At 70.0% G+C, this 26547-nt stretch carries 28 protein-coding genes; 16 read left to right on the top strand and 12 right to left on the bottom strand.

Features of this window, described 5'->3' with window-relative positions:
* Nucleotides 1-14 precede the first annotated feature (14 nt).
* Complete coding sequence (locus ACTIFV_RS11000) at nt 15-782, top strand: ABC transporter ATP-binding protein (RefSeq protein ID WP_439593081.1); 768 nt, start codon at nt 15-17, stop codon at nt 780-782.
* Entirely contained in the window at nt 779-1513 is a 735-nt protein-coding gene (locus ACTIFV_RS10995) for an ABC transporter permease (protein WP_439592817.1), read from the top strand. The genes ACTIFV_RS11000 and ACTIFV_RS10995 overlap by 4 nt, the downstream gene beginning before the upstream one ends.
* A gap of 12 nt (nt 1514-1525) precedes the next feature.
* Here ACTIFV_RS10995 and ACTIFV_RS10990 read toward each other — a convergent pair whose 3' ends face one another.
* Nucleotides 1526-1966, bottom strand: coding sequence for a MarR family winged helix-turn-helix transcriptional regulator (locus tag ACTIFV_RS10990; RefSeq protein ID WP_439592816.1), 441 nt, complete (start codon nt 1964-1966; stop codon nt 1526-1528).
* A 43-nt stretch (nt 1967-2009) separates the two neighbouring features.
* On the opposite strand from ACTIFV_RS10990, the gene ACTIFV_RS10985 reads away from it, so the two are divergent.
* The gene (locus tag ACTIFV_RS10985) at nt 2010-3836 is read left to right on the top strand and encodes a DUF2207 domain-containing protein (protein WP_439592815.1); all 1827 of its coding nucleotides are present in this window, start codon (nt 2010-2012) and stop codon (nt 3834-3836) included.
* Between the two features lie 202 nt (nt 3837-4038).
* Here the strand turns inward: ACTIFV_RS10985 and ACTIFV_RS10980 are convergent, their stop codons facing one another.
* Both ACTIFV_RS10980 and ACTIFV_RS10975 read right to left on the bottom strand, forming a co-directional pair.
* On the bottom strand, nt 4039-4803 hold the full coding sequence (locus ACTIFV_RS10980; RefSeq protein ID WP_439592814.1) for a glycoside hydrolase family 16 protein: 765 nt from the start codon (nt 4801-4803) through the stop codon (nt 4039-4041).
* Nucleotides 4800-5399 carry an ArsR/SmtB family transcription factor gene (locus ACTIFV_RS10975; RefSeq protein WP_439592813.1) on the bottom strand — a complete coding sequence of 200 codons (600 nt, stop codon included), beginning with the start codon at nt 5397-5399 and terminating at the stop codon, nt 4800-4802. The genes ACTIFV_RS10980 and ACTIFV_RS10975 overlap by 4 nt, the downstream gene beginning before the upstream one ends.
* A gap of 55 nt (nt 5400-5454) precedes the next feature.
* On the opposite strand from ACTIFV_RS10975, the gene ACTIFV_RS10970 reads away from it, so the two are divergent.
* On the top strand, nt 5455-6042 hold the full coding sequence (locus ACTIFV_RS10970; RefSeq protein WP_439592812.1) for a dienelactone hydrolase family protein: 588 nt from the start codon (nt 5455-5457) through the stop codon (nt 6040-6042).
* Between the two features lie 105 nt (nt 6043-6147).
* Nucleotides 6148-7608 (top strand): cryptochrome/photolyase family protein, encoded by a 1461-nt coding sequence (locus tag ACTIFV_RS10965; protein ID WP_439592811.1) that lies wholly within the window; start codon nt 6148-6150, stop codon nt 7606-7608.
* Between the two features lie 13 nt (nt 7609-7621).
* Here the strand turns inward: ACTIFV_RS10965 and mmuM are convergent, their stop codons facing one another.
* Together mmuM and ACTIFV_RS10955 are read right to left on the bottom strand one after the other, a co-directional pair.
* On the bottom strand, nt 7622-8500 hold the full coding sequence (mmuM, locus tag ACTIFV_RS10960; RefSeq protein ID WP_439592810.1) for a homocysteine S-methyltransferase: 879 nt from the start codon (nt 8498-8500) through the stop codon (nt 7622-7624).
* A 9-nt stretch (nt 8501-8509) separates the two neighbouring features.
* Entirely contained in the window at nt 8510-10648 is a 2139-nt protein-coding gene (locus ACTIFV_RS10955) for an MMPL family transporter (RefSeq protein WP_439592809.1), read from the bottom strand.
* An 80-nt stretch (nt 10649-10728) separates the two neighbouring features.
* Between ACTIFV_RS10955 and ACTIFV_RS10950 the strand changes: the two genes are divergently transcribed.
* Both ACTIFV_RS10950 and ACTIFV_RS10945 read left to right on the top strand, forming a co-directional pair.
* Entirely contained in the window at nt 10729-11229 is a 501-nt protein-coding gene (locus ACTIFV_RS10950) for a MarR family winged helix-turn-helix transcriptional regulator (RefSeq protein ID WP_439592808.1), read from the top strand.
* Nucleotides 11229-11465 carry a hypothetical protein gene (locus tag ACTIFV_RS10945; RefSeq protein WP_439592807.1) on the top strand — a complete coding sequence of 79 codons (237 nt, stop codon included), beginning with the start codon at nt 11229-11231 and terminating at the stop codon, nt 11463-11465. Before ACTIFV_RS10950 ends, ACTIFV_RS10945 begins: the two co-directional genes overlap by 1 nt.
* A gap of 3 nt (nt 11466-11468) precedes the next feature.
* On the opposite strand, the gene ACTIFV_RS10940 is transcribed toward ACTIFV_RS10945, so the two are convergent.
* Nucleotides 11469-12140, bottom strand: coding sequence for a response regulator transcription factor (locus ACTIFV_RS10940; RefSeq protein ID WP_439592806.1), 672 nt, complete (start codon nt 12138-12140; stop codon nt 11469-11471).
* A 138-nt stretch (nt 12141-12278) separates the two neighbouring features.
* On the opposite strand from ACTIFV_RS10940, the gene ACTIFV_RS10935 reads away from it, so the two are divergent.
* Together ACTIFV_RS10935 and ACTIFV_RS10930 are read left to right on the top strand one after the other, a co-directional pair.
* Nucleotides 12279-12566, top strand: coding sequence for a GlsB/YeaQ/YmgE family stress response membrane protein (locus tag ACTIFV_RS10935; protein WP_439592805.1), 288 nt, complete (start codon nt 12279-12281; stop codon nt 12564-12566).
* A 136-nt stretch (nt 12567-12702) separates the two neighbouring features.
* Nucleotides 12703-13383 carry a hypothetical protein gene (locus tag ACTIFV_RS10930; RefSeq protein WP_439592804.1) on the top strand — a complete coding sequence of 227 codons (681 nt, stop codon included), beginning with the start codon at nt 12703-12705 and terminating at the stop codon, nt 13381-13383.
* Here ACTIFV_RS10930 and ACTIFV_RS10925 read toward each other — a convergent pair.
* Complete coding sequence (locus ACTIFV_RS10925) at nt 13344-14654, bottom strand: nucleotide disphospho-sugar-binding domain-containing protein (protein WP_439592803.1); 1311 nt, start codon at nt 14652-14654, stop codon at nt 13344-13346. The two genes, ACTIFV_RS10930 and ACTIFV_RS10925, sit on opposite strands and share 40 nt — an antisense overlap.
* The gene (locus ACTIFV_RS10920) at nt 14651-16804 is read right to left on the bottom strand and encodes a glycosyltransferase (protein ID WP_439592802.1); all 2154 of its coding nucleotides are present in this window, start codon (nt 16802-16804) and stop codon (nt 14651-14653) included. Before ACTIFV_RS10920 ends, ACTIFV_RS10925 begins: the two co-directional genes overlap by 4 nt.
* Nucleotides 16805-16918: 114 nt before the next feature.
* Between ACTIFV_RS10920 and ACTIFV_RS10915 the strand changes: the two genes are divergently transcribed.
* The 4 genes from ACTIFV_RS10915 to ACTIFV_RS10900 are packed head-to-tail and all read left to right on the top strand — an operon-like array spanning nt 16919 to nt 19972.
* A complete protein-coding gene (locus ACTIFV_RS10915) occupies nt 16919-18082 on the top strand; it encodes a polysaccharide pyruvyl transferase family protein (RefSeq protein ID WP_439592801.1) in 1164 nt (387 codons plus the stop codon).
* 9 nt (nt 18083-18091) lie between these two features.
* Nucleotides 18092-18607, top strand: a complete 516-nt coding sequence (locus ACTIFV_RS10910; RefSeq protein ID WP_439592800.1) for a 2'-5' RNA ligase family protein — start codon at nt 18092-18094, stop codon at nt 18605-18607.
* Complete coding sequence (locus ACTIFV_RS10905; protein WP_439592799.1) at nt 18607-19101, top strand: GNAT family N-acetyltransferase; 495 nt, start codon at nt 18607-18609, stop codon at nt 19099-19101. The genes ACTIFV_RS10910 and ACTIFV_RS10905 overlap by 1 nt, the downstream gene beginning before the upstream one ends.
* A 52-nt stretch (nt 19102-19153) precedes the next feature.
* Nucleotides 19154-19972, top strand: a complete 819-nt coding sequence (locus ACTIFV_RS10900; protein WP_439592798.1) for a zinc-ribbon domain-containing protein — start codon at nt 19154-19156, stop codon at nt 19970-19972.
* A gap of 1 nt (nt 19973) precedes the next feature.
* Here ACTIFV_RS10900 and ACTIFV_RS10895 read toward each other — a convergent pair whose 3' ends face one another.
* Nucleotides 19974-20798 carry a phospholipase gene (locus ACTIFV_RS10895; protein WP_439592797.1) on the bottom strand — a complete coding sequence of 275 codons (825 nt, stop codon included), beginning with the start codon at nt 20796-20798 and terminating at the stop codon, nt 19974-19976.
* 138 nt (nt 20799-20936) lie between these two features.
* Nucleotides 20937-21581: a TetR/AcrR family transcriptional regulator gene (locus ACTIFV_RS10890; RefSeq protein WP_439592796.1), complete on the bottom strand. Its 645-nt coding sequence runs from the start codon at nt 21579-21581 to the stop codon at nt 20937-20939.
* A 117-nt stretch (nt 21582-21698) separates the two neighbouring features.
* Here ACTIFV_RS10890 and ACTIFV_RS10885 point away from each other — a divergent pair, with 117 nt between their 5' ends.
* Together ACTIFV_RS10885 and ACTIFV_RS10880 are read left to right on the top strand one after the other, a co-directional pair.
* Nucleotides 21699-23159 (top strand): MFS transporter, encoded by a 1461-nt coding sequence (locus tag ACTIFV_RS10885; RefSeq protein ID WP_439592795.1) that lies wholly within the window; start codon nt 21699-21701, stop codon nt 23157-23159.
* Nucleotides 23156-23842: a DUF899 domain-containing protein gene (locus ACTIFV_RS10880; protein WP_439592794.1), complete on the top strand. Its 687-nt coding sequence runs from the start codon at nt 23156-23158 to the stop codon at nt 23840-23842. Before ACTIFV_RS10885 ends, ACTIFV_RS10880 begins: the two co-directional genes overlap by 4 nt.
* Before the next feature lie 2 nt (nt 23843-23844).
* On the opposite strand, the gene ACTIFV_RS10875 is transcribed toward ACTIFV_RS10880, so the two are convergent.
* The gene (locus ACTIFV_RS10875; protein WP_439592793.1) at nt 23845-24327 is read right to left on the bottom strand and encodes an Lrp/AsnC family transcriptional regulator; all 483 of its coding nucleotides are present in this window, start codon (nt 24325-24327) and stop codon (nt 23845-23847) included.
* A 111-nt stretch (nt 24328-24438) separates the two neighbouring features.
* Here ACTIFV_RS10875 and ACTIFV_RS10870 point away from each other — a divergent pair, with 111 nt between their 5' ends.
* On the top strand, nt 24439-25668 hold the full coding sequence (locus ACTIFV_RS10870) for a trans-sulfuration enzyme family protein (protein ID WP_439592792.1): 1230 nt from the start codon (nt 24439-24441) through the stop codon (nt 25666-25668).
* A gap of 77 nt (nt 25669-25745) precedes the next feature.
* Here ACTIFV_RS10870 and ACTIFV_RS10865 read toward each other — a convergent pair whose 3' ends face one another.
* Nucleotides 25746-26420, bottom strand: a complete 675-nt coding sequence (locus ACTIFV_RS10865; protein ID WP_439592791.1) for a VOC family protein — start codon at nt 26418-26420, stop codon at nt 25746-25748.
* Between the last annotated feature and the right edge of the window lie 127 nt (nt 26421-26547).

Here is a 26547-nt window from a genome sequence, read left to right as displayed (position 1 = left end):
TAATTCATCGTGTGATGAATAACGCCGTCGTCGTCCGCGGCCTCCGGGTGAGGCGCGGATCGACCGAGGTCTTCGCGGGACTCGACCTCGCGATCCCGCGCGGTCAGATCACGGGCCTGCTCGGTCCCTCGGGATGCGGCAAGACGACGCTGATCCGATCGATCGTCGGGGTTCAGAAGGTCGCGGGCGGCACCGTCACGGTGCTCGATCATCCCGCGGGTTCCCGTGTTCTGCGCGACCGCGTCGCGTACGACACGCAGGCGGCGTCGGTCTACGCCGACCTCACGATCCACCAGAACCTCCGCTACTTCGCACGGCTCATCGGAGCGCCCCGCACCGACATCGACCGCGTCATCGAGCAGGTCGGGCTGAACGACCAGAGGCACCAGACGGTCGAGTCGCTGTCCGGCGGCCAGGAGAACCGCGTCTCCCTCGCGATCGCGATGCTCGGCGCACCCGAGCTCATCGTCCTCGACGAGCCGACGGTCGGCCTCGACCCCGTGCTCCGCGGAGAGCTCTGGGCCCTCTTCCGCTCCCTCGCCGACGCCGGCGCCACGATGCTCGTGTCGAGCCACGTCATGGACGAAGCGCTGCGGTGCGACCGCCTCGTCCTGCTGCGCGCGGGGCGCATCATCGCCGACACGACACCCGATCGGCTGCTCGCCGACACCGGGACGACGGATCCGGATGCCGCGTTCCTCAGGCTGATCGAGCGGGACGCGGCATCCACCGCCGATCATCCGCGCACCCGCCGCGAAGCGCGTGAGGAGGATGCGTCGTGAACGGCGCGCGCACCCTCGCGACGGCGGCCCGCGTGCTGCGGCAGCTCAGTCACGACCCGCGGTCCATCGCGCTGATGATCATCGCGCCGAGCCTGCTCGTCGGCCTCTTCGCCTGGCTCTTCAGCGAGCAGGACGGCGTCTTCGACCAGTTCGGCGGCCCGATCCTCGCCCTGTTCCCGTTCATCGTGATGTTCCTGATCACGTCGATCACGACCCTGCGCGAGCGGCGATCGGGCACGCTCGAGCGCCTCATGACGACGCCGATCGCGAAGGCCGACTTCATCGTCGGCTACGCGCTCGCGTTCGGACTCATGGCGGTCCTGCAGGCCGTGATCACCGTGACGTTCGCCGTGTGGGTGTGCGGTCTCGACGTCGAAGGGCCGGTCTGGCAGCTCGGACTCGTCGCGGTCGTCGACGCGCTGCTCGGCACCGCACTCGGCCTTCTCGCGAGCGCCTTCGCGCGCACGGAGTTCCAGGCGGTGCAGTTCATGCCCATCCTGGTGTTCCCGCAGATCATCCTCGGCGGCCTGTTCATGCCGCGCGACCAGATGCCGCAGGCGCTCGAGGTGATCAGCGACTTCCTGCCGCTGAGCTACGCGATCGACACGATCAATGCCGTGACCGCCGGCGACGAGGGCTGGGATGTCTGGCGCCCGCTGCTCATCGTCGTCGCCTTCGCCGTGGGCTCGCTCATCCTCGCGTCGCTGACGCTTCGCCGCCGGACGCCGTAGCGCCTCCGACCCTCAGCAGCCGTCGGCGGGCTTGCGCAGCTTGGCCGTGAGATCGCGCAGCTGTGCGAGCTCGCCGTCGCTCAGCTGCGACATCCGATCCGCGATCGATCGTCCGTGGGCCGTAGCGATGCGGCGGAAGGATGCCGCACCCTCCTCGGTCGCCCGCACGAGAGATCCGCGACCGTCGTCGGGGTCCTGGCACTTCGCGATGAGTCCCCGCGTCGCCATGCGGTCCACGAGCCGCGAGACGCTCGGCTGGCTGATGAGCATGTTGGCCGTCACGTCGCGCAGTCGGGCGGTCATGTCGGGCGCACGCGTGACGGTGAGGAGCACGTCGTACTCCGCCTGCGACAGCCCGGTGTCGTCGAAGTCGCAGCTGATCTCGGCGAACACCTCGTGCTGAGCGCGGAAGAGGCTCTCCCAGGCATCGATGGCGAGACGGCGATCTGTCACAGCCACCAGCGTACGGCGAACCGCCCGCCCTAGGCTGTGCGACATGACGCGTCAGCTCGGTCGAGGCATCCGGAGCCTGCTCCTCGTGCTGCTCATCGCGCCGCTCGCGCTCCTCGCGGCGTGCAGCGTCAGCGTCTCGCTGGGCGACGAGCCTGCCGCGCCCGTCTCCACGAACGTCGACGACTTCACGTTCGAGAGCCTCGACGTCGAGTACACGCTCAGCCGAGCAGAGGACGGAACGAGCCGCGCGACGGTCGTCGAGACCTATGTCGCGATCTTCCCCGAGTACGACCAGAACCGCGGTATGCGGCGCATCGTGCCCGAGACGTACAACGAACCCGCACGCTCGGCGGACTGGCCGACGCATCCCGAGCTCGTCTCCATCACCGACGAGAACGGCGATCCGCGGCCGTCCGAAACGGAGTCCGAAGACGGCTGGTACTCGATGACCTCGCGCGCGGGCGACTACGTGCACGGACGGCAGACGTATGTGTTCACCTACACGCTCGAGAACGTCACGAGCACCACGGACGGCGGCGTCGACGAGTTCTACTGGGACGTCAACGGCAACGACTGGGCGCAGCGCTTCGGGCGCGTCACGGCCCGCGTGACGATGGATGCCGCGCTCGCCGCCGCCCTCAACGGCGACGTGAGCTGCTACGTCGGCTCTCAGGGTTCGACCGATCTCTGCGAGTCGACGGTGGATGCCGGAGTCGCGACCGCGACCGCGACGGACCTGCAGGCCTACCAGGGGCTGACGATCGCGATCGGCTTCGACGGAGGCACGTTCGCGCCCTTCGACGGCTCCTACTTCGCGTCGCCCTGGGGCTGGCTGCAGGGCGTGGTCGGCGTGGCAGCGATCGCCGCGCTCGGAGCGGCGATCGTCACGCGCGTCCGGCGCCTGCGGGACGAGCACGGGCGGCCGACGATCATCGCCGAATACACGCCGCCCCCCGGCGTCGACGCGCTCGAGAGCGCGATGCTGCTCGGGCTCACGACGAAGGCGATCCCCGCCGAGGTGCTCGAGCAGGCCGTGGTCGGCTCATTGCGGATCGTCGAGGGTCCGCGCAAGTTCTGGGGCGGTCACAAGCTCATCGCGGAGCTCCTGGACCCCTCGCGCGCCGACGGCGACGGCCTGATGCTGCTGCGGGGCCTGTTCCCGCAGGGTGTGCCCGGCGAGCAGTTCGAGTTCGGTCGGACCGACACGCGCTTCTCGACGGCGGCGCAGGCGATCCTCAAGGCCGCGACGACAGAACTCGACCGGCGTGGTCTGCGCCGCACGGTGCCCACGGGATCCCGCGCGTGGCCGATCATCGTCGCGATCCTCGCCGCCGCGGCGGCCTGGATCCTCGGCTTCGTCGCACTCGACGACGGCGTGCACTTCGTCGTGCCGCTCATGGTCATGGGCGTCTCGATCGTCGTCGTCATCTCGGTGATCGGCCTGGTGTCGCGCAAGCCGTTGACGGCGAAGGGCGCCGAGGTGCGCGACCACCTGCAGGGACTCAAGATCTTCATCGAGTGGGCCGAGGCGGACCGCATCCGCATGCTCCAGTCTCCGGTCGGCGCGGAGCGCATGCGGGTCGACGTCGACGATCCACGGCAGATGCTCAAGCTGTACGAGACCCTGTTGCCGTATGCAGTCGTGTTCGGCCAGGAGAAGCAGTGGGCGAAGGAGCTCGCGGTGCTCTACGGCGCCGGCAACGCACCCGTCTGGTACGCGGGCACGGGCGGCTTCGACGCGAGCTCGTTCTCGTCAGGCATCTCGAACCTCTCCGCCTCGTCGTCCTCGTCGTCGTCGACCTCGGGTGGATCCGGAGGCGGAGGATCGTCCGGTGGTGGCGGCGGTGGGGGAGGCGGCGGCGGGGTGTAGTCACCCGTCGGCGCGGCTCATGGCAAGAGTAAGGGCCGGTCGGAGAGGCTTCCGACCGGCCCTTGTCCCTTGCACCAAGAGTGTCCTGCAATCACATGTCCGGTAGCTGCCACAGCAAAACAACTACCGTGCTTGCACTCTATAACGACCAGATAACGGAAGGGAAGAGGTCGGCGTTATCTTTTCGTGATTCTTTGCCGACTCATAGGTTCGACCCAGGTTCGAATCGACCGTCGACATCGGCGCCCTGCCGGACTTCGGTGTCGGTGATGCGCACCCAATCCACCAGCATCGCAGCGGGCAGTGACGACGATGCCAGGTCGTTACCCGGCCACCGGCCCCCGATCGCGAGATTGAGGATGAGGAAGAAGAAGTGGTCGAAGGGCCACGGGCCGGGCAGCGACCCGGGTTCGATGCGGAAGTACTCCCGACCGTCGATGTCCCACGCCACGTGATCGCGGCTCCAGTCGACGCCGTGGATGTGGAAGTCGTCAGCGAGGATCGACCCCGGCGAATGTCGTCGCCCGACTCCCCGGCCGACGCCCGCGTAGCCCGAGCCGTGGACCGTCCCGAAGACGGCGGTCGGGTCGCTTCCGACGTGCTCCATCACGTCGATCTCCCCGCATGCTGGCCAGCCGACCTCGTGGATGTCGGTGCCGAGCATCCAGAACGCCGGCCATACCCCCGCGCCGGACGGAACCTTGATGCGCGCGGCGAAGTGCCCATAGCGGAAAGCGACCTTTCCGCGCGTTGTGAGCCGCGCGGAAGATATGCCGCCCGGCACCGCCGCGTCCGCCCGCGCCGTGATCGCGAGGCCCTCACCGGTCAGCGCGGCGCTGGCCTGTGATGCTGTGTAGAACTGCCTCTGATCGTCTCCCCATCCGCCACCTCCGAGGTCGGCAACCCACACTGCGGGATCGGGCCGCGCCCCCGCCGGTCCCTCGAACTCGTGCGACCAGGCATTCACAGTCGATCCGCCCCGTTGGGCGTCGGCAGGGGGTCGGGGAGCGCGGGGAAATCGGTCGGGTAGAGGGCCACGGACAGCCCGAACGTCTGGTCGCCCTGGCGAGGAAGCTCCGAGAAGGCGGCGACCAGCTCTTCGACACGTGACCAGAAGGCGCGGGCTTGATCGCGCCGGATCCGAACGTGGCGCGTGTTCGCCCACATCGTGTCAGCCCGGTAAGCGTCCTCCGACTCCCGCACCGCGTCGCGCAGCGGGTGCGCCCACGGCGGCGGATCGGCCTGGCCGGCATCGAGTTCGCCGACGATGAACAGTCGGGCCGTGCGACCGTAGAAGCGCTCCTCGATGGCGCGCACGCGGCGGGTTCGCACGGCCGTGAGCATGTCGGCCTCGACGAGCACCGACACATGATGGGCGACCGTGCTCTTCGGGCGCTCGAGGGCGATCGCCAGTTCTGTGATGGTGGCGGCGCGCTCCAGGAGCAGATCCAGGATCGCGGCCCGCAGCGGATGCGCCATCGCTTTGAGCTCGCGCGCTGACGTCACGACGCGCTTTGCAGCGAGCGGGTAGTCCGGGATGTCGCGGGAGCCATTGACCATCATTTCGGAACATTCTAGATTAATGGTTCATTGAATGCCGAGATTGAGGAGGCGGAACATGGCGAACGTCGTGATGTTCCATCACATCCAGGGCCTGACCCCGGGAATGCGACGGATGGCCGACACCATTCGGGCTGCGGGTCACGACGTGCATGCACCCGACCTTCACGACGGTCGCGTCTTCGAGACCATCGAACAGGGCGCGGCCTTCCGTCAGGCCGGCGCGGCGGAAGTGGATGCGCGCGCCGACGAGGCCGTCGCGCAGCTTCCCGAGGACCTCGTGTACATCGGAGTCTCCTCCGGCGTGATGCAGGCGCAGCGACTGGCGCAGACGCGAAGCGGCGCGCGCGGCGCGGTGCTGATCGAGGCCGCCATCCCGATCACCGGCGAATGGGCCTTCGGCGTGTGGCCCGAAGGCGTTCCGGTGCAGATCCACGGCGCGGACGCTGACGAGTTCTTCGCCGGCGAAGGCGACATCGACGCGGCGCGGGAGATCGTCGCGACCGTCGAGGACGCGGAGCTGTTCGTCTATCCCGGCGACCGCCACCTCTTCGAGGACGACTCGCTCCCGTCGTACGATGCCGAAGCCACCGCGCTCCTGACCGAACGAGTGCTCGCCTTCCTCGACCGACTCGACACGCGCTAGCTGGTTGCTGCCGTATCGCCTCAGCCGCACGCCGTCGGCATCGACGAGCACGCCCCGAAGCGCAAGCCCCCTCCGCATCCGTGGCGGACGCGCGAGCATAGAGCGATGAGCCGCACTCGATGGATCGTCGCGAACCAGCTCGGCACCGCCTTCGACGACGGCGGACGGATGCTGATCGTCGAGGCCAAGCGCGCGTTCGGGCGACGCCCGATGCACCGCCAGAAGGCGCACCTGTACCTTTCGGCGATGCGCCACCGTGCGGAGGAGCTCGGTCGGCGAGGCGTCTACAAGAAGGCCGATACGTTCCGGGAGGCGCTGGAGGGGCGGGACCTGGAGGTGATCGATCCGACGAGCTACGCCGCTCGCCGGCTCGCCCGTGATCTGGGCGCGGAGATCCTCCCGAGCCGGGGGTTCGTCACCAGCGAGGCGGAATTCACCGCCTTCATCGGCGAGCAAGAGCACGCGCGCATGGAGGACTTCTATCGGTGGGTCCGCGGACGCACCGGCATCCTGATGGAGGCTCCCGATCATCCGGCCGGCGGGCGCTGGAACTTCGACGCCGACAACAGGCATCCCGCACCGAAATCCCCCACCCTGGGCCTGCCGGAACCGTGGTGGCCGGCCGAGGACGACATCGACGCCGACGTCCGCAGAACCCTCGACCGCTGGGAGCGGGACGGAGACGTCCGACTCGTCGGCGACGACGGGCCGCGCCGGTTCGCGGTCACAGGCGACGAGGCCCGGAGCGCTCTGCACGACTTCGTCGAGACGCGGCTGAACGACTTCGGGCCGTTCGAGGATGCGATCCTGACGTCCGACTGGACGATGGCGCACTCCCTCCTCAGCGTCCCCATGAACCTCGGCGTGCTCGATCCGCGGGACGCGATCGACGAGGTCGTCGCCGCCTTCGGCAGGGGTGACGCGCCCCTGCAGAGCGTCGAGGGATTCGTGCGTCAGATCCTGGGGTGGCGCGAGTGGATCTGGCACTCCTACTGGCGCTTCGGCGAGGACTACGTCACCAGCAATCGGCTGAACGCCCGCCGACGGGTGCCCGTGGCGCTGCAGGATCTCGACGCCGACGCCATCGAGGAGGAGTGTCTGTCGCAGGCCGTCCGCGGCGTGCGTGAGAACGCCTGGGCGCACCACATCCAGAGGCTCATGGTCATCGGCAACCACGCGCTGCAGCGCGGATACCGCCCCCACGAGATGAACGACTGGTTCGTCTCGATGTTCGCCGACGGCACGCCCTGGGTCATGCCCGCCAACGTGGTCGGGATGACGCTGCACGCCGACGGCGGCCGCGTCGCGACCAAGCCGTACGCGGCGGGAGGGGCGTACATCGACCGCATGAGCGACCACTGCGGGAGGTGCCGGTTCGATCCCAAGAAGCGTCTCGGCGAGGATGCGTGTCCGTTCACGGCCGGCTACTGGGCCTTCCTCGACCGGGTCGAGTCCCGCATCGAGGGCAACCACCGCATGCAGCGGCCGCTCGCCGGATTGCGACGACTCGCCGACCGGGACGCGGTGGTCGAGCAGGAGCGCCGGCGTCCGGGCCTGGGCGCGTAGCCGACGTCGCCGATCACCCGGCGGGGCGGATGCCGGAACCCCTCACCGCAGCCGCGAGGGCGCTGATGTCCGACGGCGTCGTGCGGCAGCATCCACCCACCAGGCGTGCGCCTGCCTCGACCCACGAAAGCGCCGACTGCGTGGAGACCCCCGACGCCCCGTGCCAGGCGCGGGATCGTGAATCCCACAGCTCGCCGCTGTTCGGGTAGGCGATGCCGCTGATCGACGAGGGGACGACCGCGAGCGCCGGCAGGACCTCGTCGGGACGGCAGCAGTTGACTCCCGCGGCGAAGGCTCCGGGGGTCTCAGACGCGAGCGCGAAGGAGTCCGCGACGTCGGCACCGGTGAACCCCGTGCTCGAGCCCGACAGGCTGACCCACGCGGGAACTCCGAGGTCTGCGATCTCTGCGCAGACGGCCTCGACCTCGACGAGACTGGGGATGGTCTCGACGGCCAGGCAGTCGGCGCCTGCGTCGGCGAGAGCGGCCAAACGCGGCCGGTGCCACGCCCGCAGCTCGTCGACGGTCGCGCCGTAGAGGCCGGTGTACTCGCTCCCGTCGGCGCGGACGGCACCGAACGGACCCACCGATGCCGCGACGAATCTCGCGCCGGAGTCCCGCGCGAGACGCACGCTGCGGTGCAGCAGGGTGTGCACATCGTCGTCCGCCAGACGCCCGCCGAACCCGACCTGGTACGAGGCGGTGATGATCACGTCGGCCCCGGCATCCACGAACTCCGCGTGCGCGGCCCGCACCTCGTCGGGAGAATCCCGCAGCAGCCGCGCAGACCACAGATCGTCGCTCAGGTCGTTGCCGCGGGCCTCCAGCAGCGTGCCGAGACCACCATCGAGCACCAGCACCTCGTCGCCGAGGGTGGATGCGAGATCGGGCACACGTCAACGTTACCGGCCGGCCCCCACCGCGACCGGCTCCGGGTCGACGCCGGCCGTGGCGGCGGGAGCGAGGGCGTCCGCTCCCTGCGCGGCGGCGTCCGCATCCCTCAGCTTCGGCGTGCGCGGCCACCAGAAGGCGTCCTTCGTGATGAAGGCGAGTGCGGGTACGACCACCGTTCGCACGAGCAGGGTGTCGATCAGCACGCCGATGCAGACGATGATGCCGATCTGCGTCAGCGTGATGAGCGGGAGCACGCCGAGCACGGCGAAGACCGCCGCGAGCAGGATGCCCGCGCTCGTGATGACGGCGCCTGTGGCGGCGAGCGCCCGGATCATGCCCTGCGTGATGCCCAGGTGCTCCGACTCCTCCTTGGCCCGCGTCACGAGGAAGATGCTGTAGTCCACGCCGAGCGCCACCAGGAACAGGAAGCTGAACAGCAGCACGTTCGTGTCGATGGCGGGGAACCCGAACAGCGGAGTCTGGAAGAGCCACCAGCTCAGGCCGATCGCCGAGAAGAAGCTGGCGACGACGGCCAGGAGGAGCAGCAGAGGCGCCACGAGTGCACGCAGCAGGACGACCAGCACGATGAAGACGAGCACCAGGATGAGCGGGATGATCAGCGCCTGATCGCGGGCCTGCGCGTTCGAGACATCGAGGGCCTGGGCGTCGAGACCGCCCACCAGGCCATCGCCCGCACCGACGTCGTCGAGGGTCGCGCGCATCCGCTCCACCGTCGCGAAGGCCTCCTCGGTTTCGGCGCTCGCGCTCAGGGTGACGTCGATCCGTGCGAGATCGTCGGTCGTCTCCCCGATGGTCACCTCGTCGACGCCGTCCAGATCGGCAAGGGCGCCCGCGGCGTCTTCCGCGTCGTCGACGGGCACGATGACGACGGGCGGAGAGGTGGTGCCCGCCGAGAACGCATCGGCGAGGACCTCCTGCCCCTGCACGGCTTCGGGCTTCTGCAGGAACCTGTCGTTCTGCGACAGCCCCGTCTGCACGAAGAAGAGTCCGCTGGCCATGGCGCCGAGCACGACGAATCCCGCCGTGGCGACGACGATGGGACGCTTCGACACGGCGCGGCCGAGCTTGCCCCAGATGCTGCGCGAGATGGCGTCGGGTGAGCCGAATCGCGGGATGTAGGGCCAGAAGAGCCCGCGGCCGAACAGCAGCAGAGCGGGAGGGAGGACGAAGAGCGCGAAGATCATGGCGACCACGATGCCGACCGCGCACGCGAGTCCCAGCGCCCGGTTGCCCGCGAGCTCGGCGAGGAGCAGCGTGAGGAGGGCCAGGGCGACGGTGGAACCGCTCGCGATGATCGCGGGCCCGGCGCCGCGAAGCGCCCGGCGCATCGCCTCTCGGCGACTCTCGTGCAGGCGCAGCTCGTCTCGATATCGCGCGATGAGCAGGAGCGCATAGTTGGTCCCGGCGCCGAAGACGAGCACAGACAGGATGCCGGTGACCGACGCGTCGAGCTGGACGCCGACGGCGCTCGCCACCTCTCGGGCGACGATGCCCGCCAGAGCGTCGGCGAGGCCGATGACGACGAGCGGGACCAGCCAGAGCCACGGGCTGCGGTAGGTGATCAGCAGCAGCACGGCGACGACGATCACCGTGGTGAGCAGAAGAGTGAAGTCGGCTCCGGCGAACACCGCCGCGATGTCGACCTCGAACCCCTCCGCACCGGTCAGATACACCCGGACGCCGTCGAGATCCGCGGATGCGGCGTCGCGCAGCGCCTGAGCACGCTCGGTCTGGGCTGCCACGTCGGGCTCGGGATCGAGCGGGACCACGACGAGGGCCACCGTCCCGTCATCCGAGAGCTGGGCGGGAGGCACGAACCCGTCGCTGGACAGGTCGGCCAGCTCCCCGCGCACCTTCTCGTCGATCAGGCCGAGGGCGGCGTCGTCCAGCTTCCCCTCGTCGGACGCGAAGACCAGGAGAGCGGACGTGCCGTCGGCGCTGGGGAACTCGTCGAGCAGCTGGTCGACCTGGACGGACTCGGCGGTGTCGGGCAGGCCGACCGACGGCGCCGTCTCGGATTCCTCGCCGCCCGCGACGGTGAAGAGGACCGCGGCGGCGAGGGCCGCGAGGACGAGCAAGATCCACGACGTCTTCGCGGATGTGAGGAAGCGCAAGAGCCCGCTCATGACCACTCTCCCGGTTGTGATAAAGCTTTGAATATCAAATTATTCGACTATCGAATGAATGTAGCGGTATCGTGGAAGACATGCAACCGGCGGAGTGGGATGCGGAGGACGTCGTCGCGGACGACTTCGCGCCCACGCGTCCGGCGACCGCCCTGCTGCGGGAGTTCATCGAGATCAGCGAGCAGTTCGAGCGATCGATCGGTGCCGAACTGGAGGTCAATCCCACCGATCTTCAGGCGATGGAGCACCTGCTCATGAGCGGACCGCTCGGCACGACCGAGCTGGCGCGCCGAGTGGGCATATCTCCCGGCGCTGCCACGACGTCGATCGATCGTCTGGTCGCGCTCGGGCATGTCGCCCGCGAACCGCACCCGAGCGATCGTCGGAGCATCCTCGTCGTCCCTCAGCCCGCGTCACGCGATCGCGCGATGGGGCGGCTTCTGCCCATGATCATGGGGATCGACGCCGAGCTCGACGCGTTCACGCCGGCCGAGCAGGAGACCATCACGAGGTACCTCGGGCAGGTCGTCGAACGACTGCGCGCCCACGTCGACCCGGACGGTGCGGCGACGGAACCCTAGTGCTGCGCCCCGCGGTCGTGGTGGCGGGGCTCACCGTGGTCGACCCGTTCGTCGCGGTCATCCTCGGCATCACTGTCCTCTACGAAGCGGCGAACGCTCCAGCGTGGAGCTTCGTCGTGCTCGCCGTGGCCGGCGCTGCAGCGATGTGGGGGGTGTGGTCGCTCGCTCGCGCGGTTGAGAAGGACCCGGCGAGCTCATCGGCTGCCGGGCAGCCGCAGCGCACACGGCCGGGCTGAGCCTCACGGCCCTCCCATCCAGTGGTCGATGCGGTGGGTGTCGGGGGTGAATCCATGACGGACGCCGTAGAGGACGGCCTGCGTGCGGCTCGTCGCGCCGATCTTGCGGTAGACCGACCGGATGTAGGACTTGACCGTGTTCGGGCTCAGATACGTGAGGGCGGCGACCTCGGCGTTGCTCTTGCCCTGCGTGATGAGGGCGAGGATCTCGGACTCCCGGTCGGTGATGCCGTCCAGGCGCCCCGGCCAATCGAGGCCCGGTGCACTGGGAGCACGCCGGCTCTCTTCGCTGAAGACGAGTTCGCCCGCGTGGACCGCCTCGATCGCGGCGACGAGCTGCGGTGCGGTCAGGGTCTTCGAGAGGTAGCCGTGCACCCCTTTCCGGCGGGCGGACTCGATCAGCTCGGGGTGGAAGTTCCAGGTGTACATCACGACCCGCCGCGCCCGCGGGTTGGCGATGAGCTCCGAGATCTCGTGATGATCGGACTCCGGCTGCGCGAACGAGTCGTAGAGCACGACGTCCACGACATCGCTCACGCCCCGGTTCGCATCGATCTCCGCGACCAGCACCCGGTCGCGGTACTCGTCGAAGAGATGCGCCAGCCCTTTCAGCACGACGTCGTAGTCGTCGACGAGGGCGACGGTGATCGGCCGCGTGCGCGGAGCTGAGGGCATGCCCGAGTTTTACACCCCCAGGGGTATGCCGCCACACCCCGAGGGGTGATGAAGTCGGACATGTCGCGACCCGCGGCATCCGTGCACCTAACGGTGCGCGACCGGATACGCCGATCGGCGTCCATCAGAGGAGCAACCATGCTCGGTCTCATCATCAGCATCATCGTCATCGGTCTGATCGCAGGATTCATCGCCCGCGCCGTCGTCCCCGGCAAGCAGGACATGAGCATCCTCATGACCATCGTCCTCGGGATCGTCGGCTCGTTCGTCGGCGGATTCCTCGGCTACCTGCTCTTCGGGCAGGACGCCGCCGACGGCTTCTTCCAGCCGGCCGGCATCATCGGCTCGATCCTCGGCGCGATCATCGCGCTGCTCGTCTACGTCATGGTCACGCGTCGCTCGACGGCCGGACGTCGTCGCTCCTGAGCCGACGTCGTCGAGCAGTCGCCGTGACGTGCGGAGACCCGCGCGAAGCTCCCTGTATCCGGACAGGATGCGGGGAGCTCGGCGTCGGTGGCATGGTCGGGCGTCGGGGGATCGTCCGGCGACGTACGCTGATCGGGTGTCACCCTTCACCGTCGTCATCCCCTGGCGTCCCGCGCCCTCTCGCATGAGCGCGTACGAGTTCGTCACCGACTGGTACGCCCGGAACATCCCCGAGGCGACCGTGCGCTCCATCGACACCGATGACGACGTCTTCGTGCTCGCGGCGTGCCGCAACCGGGCCATCGCGAGCGTCGACCCCGACGAGGTCGTGGTGCTCAACGACGCCGACACGTTTCCCGAGGTCGACGCCCTGCGGTCCGCCGTCGCCGCGGCGCGCACCAGCGGTCGGGTGCACCTGCCCTACACGGAATACCACTGGCTCGGAGCCGAGGGCACGGCCCAGCTGCGCGCGGGCACCCCTGCGAGCGAGTGCGTCTTCGACCTCGTGATCGGCGCGTGCTCCGGCGTCTACGCGACGACGCCTCGCACCTGGGCTGCGCACGGCGGACAGGACGAGCGCTTCCGTGGCTGGGGGTTCGAGGATGCCGCCTGGTACCTCGCGTACGAGACGCTGATCGGCGCTCCGCCCGTGCGCCACGCCGGCAACGTCTACGCCCTCCACCACGTCGCCGAGGTGCGCGAAGGCAAGGGCTACGACGCCAACGCGGCGCACATGGAGCGCTACCGCGCCGCCGCGGGCGACGTCGCCGCGATGGCTCAGCTCGTGGGCGTCGAGATCCCCGTCAGAAGCTCATAGGCGATCCGCGGGCCCGGATGCCGCGCCTGGTCGTCTGCGATCTCGCGGAGGAGGTCCTGCCCCGCGGCGGGCAGCCGACGCACCTCGCGCAGGGCCTCGACGAGATCGTCGACGGTCGCCGAGTTCGGCGGCAGCGCTCGGCCGACGCCCACGCGCTCGACCGCGGCGGCCCCCGCGAACTGGTCGGTCGAGAACGGGAGCACGAGCAGGGGTACACCCGTCCCGAGCGCCTCGGTCACGGAGTTGTTTCCCCCGTGGGTCACAGCGAGGGCCGCGCCGTCGAGCAGTCGCACCTGCGGCAGATAGTCGCGCACGAGCCATCCGTCCGGGATGCCGCCGAGCTCCGAGACGGGCGTCGAGCCGGTCGCGACGGCGGCGCGCATCCCGATCATCGAGAGCGCTTCGACCACGCGGCGCAGCACATCGCCGCGCACCGACAGGAAGCTCCCGAAGCTGACGTAGGCGTAGTCGCCGGCCTCGGCGATCCATCGCTCCACCTCGACGTCGACCGGCTCGGCCCTGCGCGTAGATCCGAGGAAGGCGTGCGGCGGCAGCGCTCGGCCGTCGCCCGCGGCGAGGGCGGAGGGGTAGTTGTAGAGCACGGTCTCGCCGTGCTCGGCGAACGCGTCGGCCGTCGGCGCGGCGCGGGGATCGAGCGCCGCCGCTGCGCGGTTCCACTCTGCGGTGAAGCGGGCGGACACCTCCTCGCACAGGGCGTGCAGCTCGTCGAGAGCCGCCGGATCGGGAGCGAAGGATGCCGGCCAGAACGGCGGGAATCCGTAGACCTCGTCCGCGACCGGAAGAGCGCTCGGGTGACCCAGCACGACATCGCCGTACGCGATCCCCGCGGTCTGCAGAGCCAGTCGCGCGCTGAAGGCGAGGTGGTCGACGATGATCGCCGACGGCCGGACGCTCGCGACGGCGGCGAGCACCCGGCGACCCGTCGCGACGGGATCCCACATCAGGTCGGTCAGCCGCTCGGATGCCTGGTAGCGCAGGGTCTCCACCATGCCGACTCTGGTCGCGTCGAAGAATCCGCGCAGTGACGCCGATTCCTCCTCCGGCTGGTCGTCTGCCGAGATCACCCGCGCATTGCTGCCGCGCCCGAGCGGCAGGTCGAGCCGCTCCATGCCGAATTCGCGCACGATCGGGTCCGTCGCCGGTCCCGTCGCGATGACGACCCGGTCACCGGCATCCCGCCACGCCGTCGCGAGGGTCGCGAGGGGCAGCAGATGCGAGGCGTAGTCCGGGCTGATGACGAGAAGCGTCACAGGGCGGACTCCGATGCGCGGATGAGCTCGGCTTCGTCGGCGACCACGTCGCGGTAGACGGGGCCGAGAGCCGCCGCCATCGCCTGGATCGTGAAGCTCGAGCGCACCATCTCGTACGCGCGGTCGGCCCTGTCGCCTTCGGGAAGGGCCGCGGCAGCCAGCGCCGTCGCGACCGCCCGCTCGAGCTGGTCGGCGTCCCAGGTCTGGGTGAGCACGCCGGTCGAGCCGTTCTCGACGTAGGTCGCAGGACCGCCGCCGTCGGGGGCGACGACCATGAGCCCCGTCGCCATCGCCTCGAGCAGCGCGATGCCGAACTCCTCCTTGAGGCTCGCGCAGACGTAGACGCCGCGGGATGCCGTGAGCCCCGGCATCCCGAACCTCACCGCCGCGAGCCACAGCGCGGCGATGTCGTTCGGCTGGTGCCCCGCGAGCAGGAGTCCGGACTGCGCACGCGTCTCCTCCGGAACGGCGGCATCGATGCGCTCGAGCTGCTCGCGCTCGTCGAGCGAGGGGTTCTCGAGGTCGCCGCCGATCACGAGCAGGTTCGCGCGGGTCTGGAGAGGGCCCCGCGCCCAGGCCTCGACGAGGGTCGCCATGCCCTTGACCCGATGCAGACGCCCGACGGTCACGATGATCGGCAGTGCGCGGCGGTCGGGGGCGAGGGCCTCGATGCGCTGGCGCAGCTCGGCGATCGCGGGATGAGCCGGGGCGCCTTCGGCGTGGTCGCGAGCGACGACGATCGCCCGGTCCACGACGTCCACGTCGACGCCCTCGGCAACGACGGTGTGCCGTTCCGGATGCGAGGTGATGTCGATGCCGACGAGCTGGCGCATGTCGCGCTGCAGCTGCGGCCGCGGGAAGAGCACGGTGTGCGCCGCGTTGGAGGCGAGATTCTGCACGAGCCGAGCGCGGAACCAGTAGTGCTCCTCGAGGTCGATCTCTCCGAAGCGCTCGCGCGTGAGGGCCCCTGAGCGATCCATCGACTGGATCACGCCGTGCGGGTCGGGGGCGACGGTGAAGACGACGGGGATGCCGAGCTCGCGCGCGACATCGGCAGCCGCGAGGCTTCCCACATCGGCCATGCGCAGGTGCAGCAGATCGACGTCTCCCGCGGCGCGGAGGATGCGACGTATGCCGCGCCGCGCCGTCACGCGCAGCGGCCACGCGGCAGCCGACGGGACCGGCGCCGCCTTGAGAGGGACGTGCCCGTAGACGTGCCCCGAGTTCACGGTCCCGATGTCCAGCAGATCGGACGCCGCCTGCGCGACCGGTCCTCGCGACAGGGTGACCACGCGGCGCACCCCCGCTGAGGGATCGGCGACCAGCGCGTCACCGAGGCGGACGAGGAGCGTCGCGATGCCCCCGTTGTCGCCCGCGCCGGCCGAGGCCAGCGACGGATCGATGTCGGCGTGGAGGAAGAGCTGGGCGATCGTGAGCCCGGGTCCCCCGGGAGAGGGGAGCGGAGGCGTCTCGGCCAAGTCGATCAGGGCAAGGCGCGCGACGTCGGCGAGCAGGCCGTCGCCGCCGACGAGGTCTTCGAGCGGCTTGGTCAGTCCGGGTTCGCCGCGACGCTGTCCGAGCGCCGACACGGCGGCGATGCGCACGTCGTCGTGCTCTCGCGCATCGCCCGCGACCTGCAGCAGGGTGCGGGTCGCGATCGCCGGGCGGACGAGCCCGAGGGTCTCGACGAGCCGGGCCCGCGCCTCGGGGGCCTCGGTGCCGATGAGCGCCGTCTCGAGCGCGACCGCCAGCGTCTCGGCCGACATCGTCGACCACTGTTCGAGCGTGCGCTGCGCGAGCATGCCGGTGAATCCGCCCGCCGCGACGAGTCCGATGAGTCTGCCGATGGCGTCCGGCCGCGGCAGACCCGAGCCGAGCGCCCACGCCGCGTGCTCGCGGATCGTCGCGCGACCGTCAGACAGCAGGCCGCTCAGCATGCGCGCGGCCTGGTCGTCGAACATCTCGGCGAGGGCGTGCACGGCGGCGATCGCCGCGACCTGATCCTCGCCGGCGAGGGCCGATCCGAGCACACGGAGTGTGCGCACGCCGGGGTCGCGCCCGGCCTCGAAGGCCAGGTCATCGGCAAGACGCATCGCGTCGATGATGCCGGGTGCTTCGCGCACTGCATCCAGAGCCGTCTGCACGCCCATGATCACCCCTCGCTCCGCCCCCCGATCGCGGGCGGGCACTCGATCGTATGGCCTTCACCTGGCCGCATCCTGGCCTAGCGTTGATCCGGCCGTCTGACTACCCTGAGGAGTTTCATGAGACTCGTGATGATCGGCGACGTGGGCGTCGTCGACGACATGATGCACATCGGCGATGAGGCCATGTTCGAGGCGGCTAGCGACGAGCTGGTCGGTCGCGGTGCGCGGATCACGGCCGTCTCGTCCGCTCCCTCCGAAACGGCCGTGCGGTACGGCGTCGAGGCCGTTCCGCGCATCCGGTTCGACGGCCTCGACCGCGAGGCCGCCGAGCGTCGGCTGCGCGCGGTGCTCGAGGGCGGGGGATCACTCGCGGACGACGATCCGGCGCGCGCCGTGATCGGCGCGGTGGCGGCAGCCGACGGCGTCGTGATCGCCGGCGGCGGCAATCTCGCCTCGACCTGGCCGCTGCACGTCTACGAGCGCGCGGCGCTCGCGGGGATCGCCGCCCGCGCGGGTGTTCCCCTCGTCGTCTCGGGGCAGACCCTCGGCCCGAGGCTCGAAGGCCGGGATCGCGAGCTCGTCGCCGCACTGATGGCCGGAGCCCGTCTCACCGCAGTGCGGGAGTCCGCCTCGCATCGCCTGGCCACCGACCTGGGGGTCGAGAGCCGCCTGGGTGTCGATGACGCCTCGTTCCTCGGAATGCGGGAAGCGGATGCCGCGCGCGGCGGCGTGCTGGTCAGTCTCTCCCTGAGCCTGGGCGGTGCGTCGAGAGACGAGACGGTGGAGCGACTGGCGGCGCTGGTCGATGCCGCGACCGAGACGGTCGGGGCGCCGGCGACCTTCCACGCCCACTTCGGCCCGCTCGTCGGGACGACTCCGCGCGGCGACGCGCTCCTCCACGAGGAGGTGCGTGCGCGGATGCGGAACCCGTCGAGCGTGGTGCCATCCGGGGAGGCGCGGGATGCCGCATCCCTCGCTCGTTCGTCGGCGCTGCTGATCACGGGCCGATACCACCCGGCCGTCTTCGCTGCACCCGCCGGGGTGCCGGTGCTGGGTCTCGTGACGGACGAGTACACCTCGATCAAGCAGCGCGGCGCGCTGGACCATTGGGGTCAGGATGCCGTCGTGCCCATCACGGCAGCGGAATCCGACGGCGTCGCGACGCTCCAGACGCTGTGGAGCGCGCGCGAGGGCCTTGCAGACGAGGCATCCCGTCGGCTGCCCGGTCATCGTGCCGCCGCGGCATCGTGGTGGGACGATGTCGCCGCGGTGTTCGGCTGAGGGACGCTCGTGACGATCAGCATCGAGCTGCTGCTGGACGCGCAGTCCGAAGCGCTCGTCCGCGCTGACTGGGAGCGGCTCGAGCGCGCCGGGCACTCGAGCCTCGCTGCGCATCGGGCGCCGAGCAATCGCCCGCACATCACCCTCCTCGTGCGCCCGGAGCTCGGCGATGTCGCGTTCGCGGGTGCGGTCGCGACGCTTCCGCTCACCCTCCGGCTGGGCGACCCCCTGATCTTCGACCACGGCGAGCGGGTCGTCGTCGCCCGATCCGTGCGGCTCGACGAGCCCCTCGCCGATGTGCACCGCGCGGTCCACGACGCGGTCCCACCGGGCGAGGACGCCCCGCACACCCGCCCCGGCGACTGGACGCCGCACGTCACGCTCGCCCGGAGGCTCCGCCGCGAATCGCTCGACGACGCGCTGCGGCTCCTCGCACCGGGCCACGAGGCGCAGGCGGTGTCGCTGCGGCGATGGGACTCCGAGGCGCGGACGATCACCGACCTCGGCCCTGGCACGATGGAGTGATGCACTCCGTCATCCGGCAGCCGACTCTCGATGACGCGGAGGATCTCGTCGCGCTGCATGTCGCGACCTGGAAGGAGACCTACGGGCACCTGCTGCCCGAGGGGTTCTTCACGTCCGCATTCACCGAGGGCCGACGGCGGATGTGGCGGCATGTGCTCGCAGAGCCGAGCGACGAACGTGTCGTGCGCGTCGCCGAGGCACGCGGGCAACTCGTGGGCTTCGCCTTCGTCGGACCGCCCTTCGGCCCCGCGGCCGCGGACTCGCGGCGCGACCGGCATCTCTACAGCATCTACGTGCTCGCGACCCATCACGGCAGCGGCATCGGTCAGGCGCTGCTCGACGCCGTGCTGGGGGACGGCCCGGCCATGCTCTGGGTCGCGAAGGAGAACCCGCGCGCGATCGCGTTCTACCGCCGCAACGGCTTCGCGTTCGAGGGCACGGAGCAGGTGGACGACATGGCGCCGACGATCACCGAGGCACTCATGATCCGCTGACGGCGGAGTCGCCGACGGCGGCGGTGTCGGATGCCGCGGCTAGCGTTCCGGCATGGTCGAGCGGGTCGAGGCATGGTGGGCGCGCAGGCAGTTCTCGCGCGGCGCCGATGTGCCCTACGCCGTCGGCACGTATCGCGAGGCGTGGGCGCCGTACCCGATGCTCATCCGGCAGTACCATCCCGACCTCAACGCGGGGATCATGCTGACCCAGGTTCCGCCGGCGGCCGACGTGCTGCTGCTGTGGCAGTGCGACATGGGGCACACGTTCGCCGCGACGCCGACCGAGCAGCGGTCGCGACCCGGGCGGGAGCGACGGCGGTCGGCGTGGTGTCCCGAGTGCGCGCAGCGCGCGAAGCCTCCGCGGGTGCGGGCGGCCGCGGCATCCCGCACCCGTCCGAAGGCCAAGCCGCTGTGTGCCAAGACGCCCGCTCTCGCGGTCGGCGAGCCGTTCGTCAGCGAATGCGCGCCGCGACCGGCATCGGCGGTCGAGGCGCGGCTGCATCAGGACCTCTTCGCGCGCCTCGGAGTCACGTCCGGGCTCAACGCCGTGAGAGTCGCGCGCCCGTTCTTCGATCACGTCGAGGTGTGGCCCGACATCCTGCTGCCCGAGCTGCGCATCGCGATCGAGTACGACAGCACGGGTCGTCACGGGCTCGAGCACGTGGGCGCGCGCGAGACGGCCGACCTGCGCAAGGATCGCGCGCTGCGGAGCGCCCATTGGGAGGTCGTGCGCATCCGCACCGGCAGGCTCGAGAAGCTCGGTCCGCACGACCTGCAGCTGTCGTCGCTGTCGCGCAAGAGCCTCGACCGTCTGATCGACGTGCTCCGCGACATCCGCGGTCCGCTGCTGGTCGATGCCTACCTGACCTGAATCAGTACCAGTTCGTCGCCTGCGAGTGACCCCATGCGGCACACGGAGAGCCGTACGCACGCGAGATGTAGTCCAGGCCCCAGGCGATCTGCGTCGCGGCGTTCGTCTGCCAGTCCGCCCCGGCGTCGGCCATCTTGCTTCCGGGGAGCGCCTGCGGGATGCCGGTGGCGCCGCTGCCGGCGTTGTAGGCCTGGTAGTTCCAGCTCGACTCCTTCTGCCACAGCGACGAGAGGCAGGAGAACTGATCGCCGCCCCAGCCGTAGCGCTCGGCCATGAGGCGCTGAGCCGTCGCCTTCGCTCCATCGGGGGTGTTCGCGGCCGCGAGCGCAGCAGCCTCGGCGGCGGCCTTCGCAGAGGCCTCGGCCGCAGCATCCGCCGCCGCCTTCTTCGCCACGGCCTCATCGAACTTCGCCCTGACCTGCGCGATGCGCGTCTGCGCCGTGCTCGTCGCCGCCTCGACATCGTCCGCGAGGGCGGGCACGAGCAGGAGGGGCAGCGTCTCGAGGTCGTCGAGGCGGTCGATCGAGTCCCGGAGCGTGGTCGTGTCGATCGCGGTCGCGCTCGAGATCTCGAGGCCGGACGCATCGATCTCGTCGGCGATCGCCTCGACGTCCACGAGGGTCGCGCGGGCCGCGTCGAGCGACTGGTCCGCGTCCGCCGTGACGTCGACCAGAGTCTCGGTGACCGGCTGCTCGCCGGTGGCGGCCATGGCTCCCACGGCAGCGCCCGAGGCGAGCAGGGCGCCGACCACGACTCCCGTGGCGACGAGGAGGGGCGAGCGGTGACGGGCGCGGCGGACGGACGTGAAAGTGGAGCGTTTCTGCATGGATGCGTGCGCGGTTCGGGTGTGCGTCCGCACGGTGACGCGAGGTGCCCTCGGGTCGGGCACGGTGTTCGAGTCTGCGCACCCTGTCTGGACGAAACCCCAGGCCTGCCTGGCAGAACCGTGTGAGCGGCCGTCCGATCAGGCGGGGTCAGCGGTCCCTCGAACGCCCGCGATCGCCGCCTCGACCACGGCCGCGGCGAGGGCGTCGATGACGTCGGGCGGCTGCCAGCGCACCGGGCCGTGGACGGCGATGTCGGCGAATCCGTGCACGGCCGACCAGCACGCCCATTCGGCCAGCGGGCGTCGGTCGGGCGCCAGGGCGCCGGCATCCACCATCGCATCCAGCGTGTCCATCAGCAGCTGGAACGGCGCGACGACCTCGTCGTCGAGCGTCACGATGCCGTCGCTGGCGCGCGTGTCCTGTGTGAAGAAGGCGAGCTCGAACCAGCCCGGCTCGGACCGCGCGAAGTCGATGTATGCGCGACCGACGCGACGAAGGCGTTCGATGGACGCCTCGGCGCGGCCGAGACCCGACGGAGCGTCGTCGACGCGCGCCGTGATCGCGCGGGCGAGGGCCAGTTGGGACTCGCCGGCGACGGCCTGCACCAGGGCGTCACGATCCGCGAAGTGACGGTAGGCCGCGTTCGGGGAGACCCCGGCGGCGCGGGTGACCTCTCGCAGCGTGAGTGCCGACGGTCCGCCGCTGCGGGCGAGCTTGAGACCCTCGTCGACGAGAGAACGTCGGAGGTCTCCGTGATGATACGTGCGTGCCTGCAAGGTCATTGCGCCACTCCGGCCGAGTGTGTACGGTGTGAACATCGAAATGTGTACGGTGTCCACATCCACACTACTCGCAGACGATCCCCCACCGCAGCGCCGCACCGACGACCACGAGGAACCATGACCGACACGATCGCCGAACCCCCTCAGCAGAAGCCGGGGCCGCAGACGCTGCGCAGCTTCTACCAGGTGCTCGTCAACACGGCGCTCGCGAACGTCACCTCGAGCTTCCTCTGGTGGGGGCTCACCTTCTGGGCCTACCTCGAGACCCGGTCGGTGCTCGCGACGGCGATCATCGGCGGCTCGTTCATGCTGCTCACGGCACTGCTCGGCGTCATCTTCGGCGCGCTCGTCGACCGCATCAAGAAGAAGGCCGTCATGATGCTCTCGAGCATGGTGACACTGGTCTCCTACCTGTTTGCGGGTGCGCTCTACTTCACGTTCCCCGAGTCCGTGCTCGTCGACTGGGGCGGCCCGTGGTTCTGGGTCTTCGCAGGCGTCATCCTGATCGGCGGCGTCGTCGAGAACCTGCGAAACATCGCCCTCTCGACGACGGTCACGCTGCTCGTGCCCGCCGATCGCCGCGATCGTGCGAACGGTCTCGTGGGCACGGTCCAGGGCATCGCGTTCGCTGTGACGAGCGTGTTCTCGGGCCTGTCGATCGGCTTCGCCGGCATGGGCGGGACGATCGTGATCGCCATCGTCGCGACAGCTGTCGCGCTCGTGCACCTGCTGTTCGTGGGGATCCCCGAACGCGGGGTCGCCCACGTCGAGGGCGCACCGAAGGACTTCGGACTCAAGGGTGTCCTGCCCGCGGTCATGATGGTGCCCGGGCTGCTCGCGCTCATCCTCTTCTCGACCTTCAACAACCTCGTGGGCGGCGTCTTCATGGCGCTGATGGACCCGTACGGGCTCACGCTCTTCCCCGTCGAGATCTGGGGCATCGTGCTCGGCGTCACGAGCATCGGCTTCATCGTCGGCGGCATCATCGTCGCCACCTTCGGCCTGGGCAAGAAGCCCGTCCGCACGATGCTGTGGGTCAACATCGGCGTCGCGGTGCTGGGAATGACCTTCGCCATCAGAGAGGTGTGGTGGATCTACGCCCTCGGCATCCTGCTGTTCATGTGCCTCATGCCGATCGCCGAGGCGTCGGAGCAGACGATCGTGCAGCGGGTCGTGCCCTTCGAGAAGCAGGGCCGCGTCTTCGGCTTCGCGCAGAGCGTCGAGTCGGCCGCTGCGCCGCTGTCCGCATTCGTGATCGGGCCCGTGGCGCAGTTCTGGCTCATCCCGTACATGAATTCGTCCTCCGGGCAGAACGCGTGGGGCTGGCTGCTGGGCGAAGGCGAGGCCCGCGGCATCGCGCTCGCCTTCATGGCTGCGAGCGCGGTCATGCTCGTCGTCGTGCTGCTCGCGTTCGTGTCGAAGCCGTACCGCCAGCTGACCGAGGCATACGAGAACGCCGCACCCTCGCTGCCCGTGGACGGCGAGGGGCCGGATGCCGCGACGCCCGCGGCCGGGAGCGTCGAAGCCGCGGCATCCATCGACGACGCCACCGACCAGACACAGGAGGTCAGATCATGACGACCGACACCACCGCGCTTCCGCCGATCGTGAGCGCCGACGAGTGGCGCTCCCGACTGGCCGAGCTGCGCGTGCGCGAGAAGGCGGCGACGCGCGAGCTCGACGCGATCGCGGCGCAGCGGCGACGCCTGCCGATGGTCGAGATGCCCGACTACACGCTCGTCGGCGAGGACGGCCCGGTGCGGCTCGTCGACATCTTCGACGGCGCGTCGCAGCTCATCGTCTACAACCACATGTGGTTCGAAGGCAAGGAATGGCAGTGCGGTGGCTGCACGAGCCTCACGACGCAGTGGACCAGGCTCGGCTTCCTCGAGCCGTATGACGCCCGTTTCGTCATCGTGACGCAGGGGCCGATCGACGAGGCGCTCGCGTATCGCGAGAAGGTCGGCAACCGCATGGACTGGTACTCGACGGCCGACAGTTCGTTCGGTGCCGACGTCGACGCGCCCCCCGGCGGAGGATTCGCCGTCAATGTCTTCCTGCGCGATGGCGACACCGTCTACCGGACGTGGCACACGAACGGCCGCGGCACCGAGCAGCTCGCCTACACGTTCCCGCTGGTCGACCTGCTGCCGTACGGCCGTCAGGAGGACTGGCAGGACTCGCCCCAGGGGTGGCCGCAGTCGCCCGCGTACAGCGGCTGGCTCGAGTCGAAGGATGTCGCGCGGCTCTACGGCGCGTGAGCTCACGCCCCGTCGAGGAACCCCTGCCAGCCATCGGCTTCGGCGTGCTCGAAGATGAGGTTGGTCTCGGTGTGAGCGACCGCGGGATGCCCCGTGAGGTGGGTCAGGACGAACTCGCGCAGTTCGGCCGAGTCTCGCGCCAGCACGTGCAGCAGGAAGTCGTCTGCTCCGGCCATGTGGAAGAGGCTCACGACTCCCGGGAACGTCGTGGCCGTGCGCCGGAAGGCCTCGATCTCGGCGCGCGCATGCTTCGCGAGACGGATCGCGATGAGCGCCTGAACAGTCGCACCCAGCACGTCGGGGTCGAGCTCGACGCGGTACCCGCGGATGGCGCCGTTCGCCTGCAGCCGTCGTAGACGAAGCGACACCGTCGACTCGGCGATTCCGAGACCGGCCGCGAGCGCCGCTCCCGATGCCCGGGCGTTCGACGACAGCGCGCGCAAGAGGGCGCGGTCGATTCGATCGAGGTCAAGCTTCTGCGGCACGTGCGGCTCCGTCGGTGAATCTGAGGGAAGGATCTGCGATGGTAGGGATGCTGCTCGTCGATCCTTCGAGGATGCTTGAGGATACTGCGGGAATCTGTTCTCTTTGGTGACATGCACCCCGAGAACCACCGTTTCGAGACCCGCGCCGTCCACGGCGGAATGGCCGGTCTCCGCGAGGCCGGCACACACGTGCCGCCCATCGAGCTGTCGACCACCAATCCACTGCCCGACGTCGAGACCGGCGGCCTGTCGTATGAGGAGCTCGCAACGGGTCATGACCTCGACCCCGGGCGCAGCGCGGTCTATCAGCGTCTCTGGCAGCCGGGAGTCGCCCGGTTCGAAGAGTCGCTGGCCGGCCTCGAGGGCACCGACGGTGCTGTCGCCTTCTCGTCGGGCATGGCCGCGCTCACCGCGTGCCTCATCGCGACCGTCTCGTCGGGAAAGCCGCATGTCGTGGCGGTGCGCCCGCTCTACGGGGGAACCGACCACGTGCTCGAGAGCGGACTGCTCGGCACCGAGGTGACTTGGGCGACCGTCGACGGCATCGCGCGCAGCATCCGTCCCGACACGGGTCTCGTCATCGTCGAGACCCCCGCCAACCCCACGCTCGAACTGCTCGATCTCGAGGCTGTCGTCGCCGCTGCGGGCGATGTTCCCGTCCTCGTCGACAACACCTTCGCCACGCCCGTGCTGCAGCAGCCCGCGCGGCACGGCGCGACCCTCGTGCTCCACAGCGCCACGAAGTACCTGGGCGGGCACGGCGATGTGATGGGTGGCGTCGTCGCCGGCCCGACCGAGTGGGTCGAGCATCTCCGTCGCGTGCGCGCCCTCACCGGCGGCCTCCTGCACCCGATGGGCGCGTACCTCCTCCACCGCGGACTGCGCACCCTGGCGATCCGCGTGCGCGCGCAGCAGGCGACGGCGCAGATGCTGGCCGAGCGGATCAGCGCCCATCACGCGGTGGCGCGCGTCTGCTACCCCGGACTGCCGGGCCAGGATCCGCAGGGACTCCTCGGCCGCCAGCTGGCCGGACCCGGATCGATCATCGCGATCGAGCTCGCCGGCGGCTACGACGCTGCCGCCCGTTTCACCGAGGCGTGCGAGCTCGTGACCCATGCCGTCTCGCTCGGCGGTGTCGACTCGCTCGTGCAGCATCCCGCATCCCTCACCCACCGGCCTGTCGTCGGCGAGGCGAAGCCCGGCGCCGGCATCGTGCGGCTCTCGATCGGACTCGAGCATGTCGACGACCTGACCGACGACATCCTCGCCGCGCTCGATGCGGCCGAGGCTGTGGCCGCGCCCCTCGACATCGCGACGGAGGGGATGCTCCAGACCCGCTGAGCGGGCGTTTCCCGGCGCTCTGCTCGTTCGCCGAGCGGACGACCCGCACGCCGTGCGCCCTTACTGTGCCTCGGCGGTCAGTCGCCTTCTTCGTGATCCTCGAAGTCGGGCCACGCGGCGAGGTCGACGCCGTGGTTGTCGGGTGATGCGATCGTCCAGTGCCCCGGAGCGTTCGAGTCGTCGACGATGCGCCCACCGGCTGCGACGGCGGCGTCGACCCGCGCGCGGATGACGTCGGCCGGCACCGACACGTCGATGTGCGTGCGGCCGCGGCCGGGTTTGGACGGCGTCAGATCGTGGAACCACAGATGTGGTCCGCGGCGGTTCGGATCGATCGCGTCCTCGTCGAAGAGGTCGACGTAGCCGAGCGCCGCCGTCCAGAACGGCCGGGTGTCGACGCCTTCGGCCTGCGCCACCGCGATGCCGACCGTCTGCACAGCCGACGGGTCGGGCGCGAGCCCCTGCTCGCGAGCGATCTCGGAGATCTGCGCGGCCAGGACGGCGTCCGTCGGCCCCACCGCGCCGTCCTCGCGCGTGAAGAGCCGGATCGTGACACCGTTCGGACGCAGGTCGACGTCGGGACTCTTGTCGAGGGATGCCGCGGCGTCGGCGACCGCGCTGACGAAGCGCGCTCCCGCGGTGAACGTGTCAGTGCGGAAGAACGCGTGCGCCCCCCAGAAGAGCACCCGCCAGTCCTCGACACCGGGAGAGGCGTGGAACTGCTTCGCGGTCATGCGTGTGAACTCGCTCATGGTCGTCAGTGTAGGGACGGGCACCGACACGAGGACAACAGCCCGAGGTGACGAGGTTTCGGGGCCGACGCATCCTCCTCCCGCTGTCCTCTCCTCACCTCGCGAGGGCTGCAGCCGACTACTCACG

Origin of the sequence: Microbacterium sp., from assembly GCF_051860965.1 — a bacterium.
Classification (GTDB): Bacteria; Actinomycetota; Actinomycetes; order Actinomycetales; family Microbacteriaceae; genus Microbacterium.
This window is presented reverse-complemented; position numbering and strand designations above follow the sequence as displayed.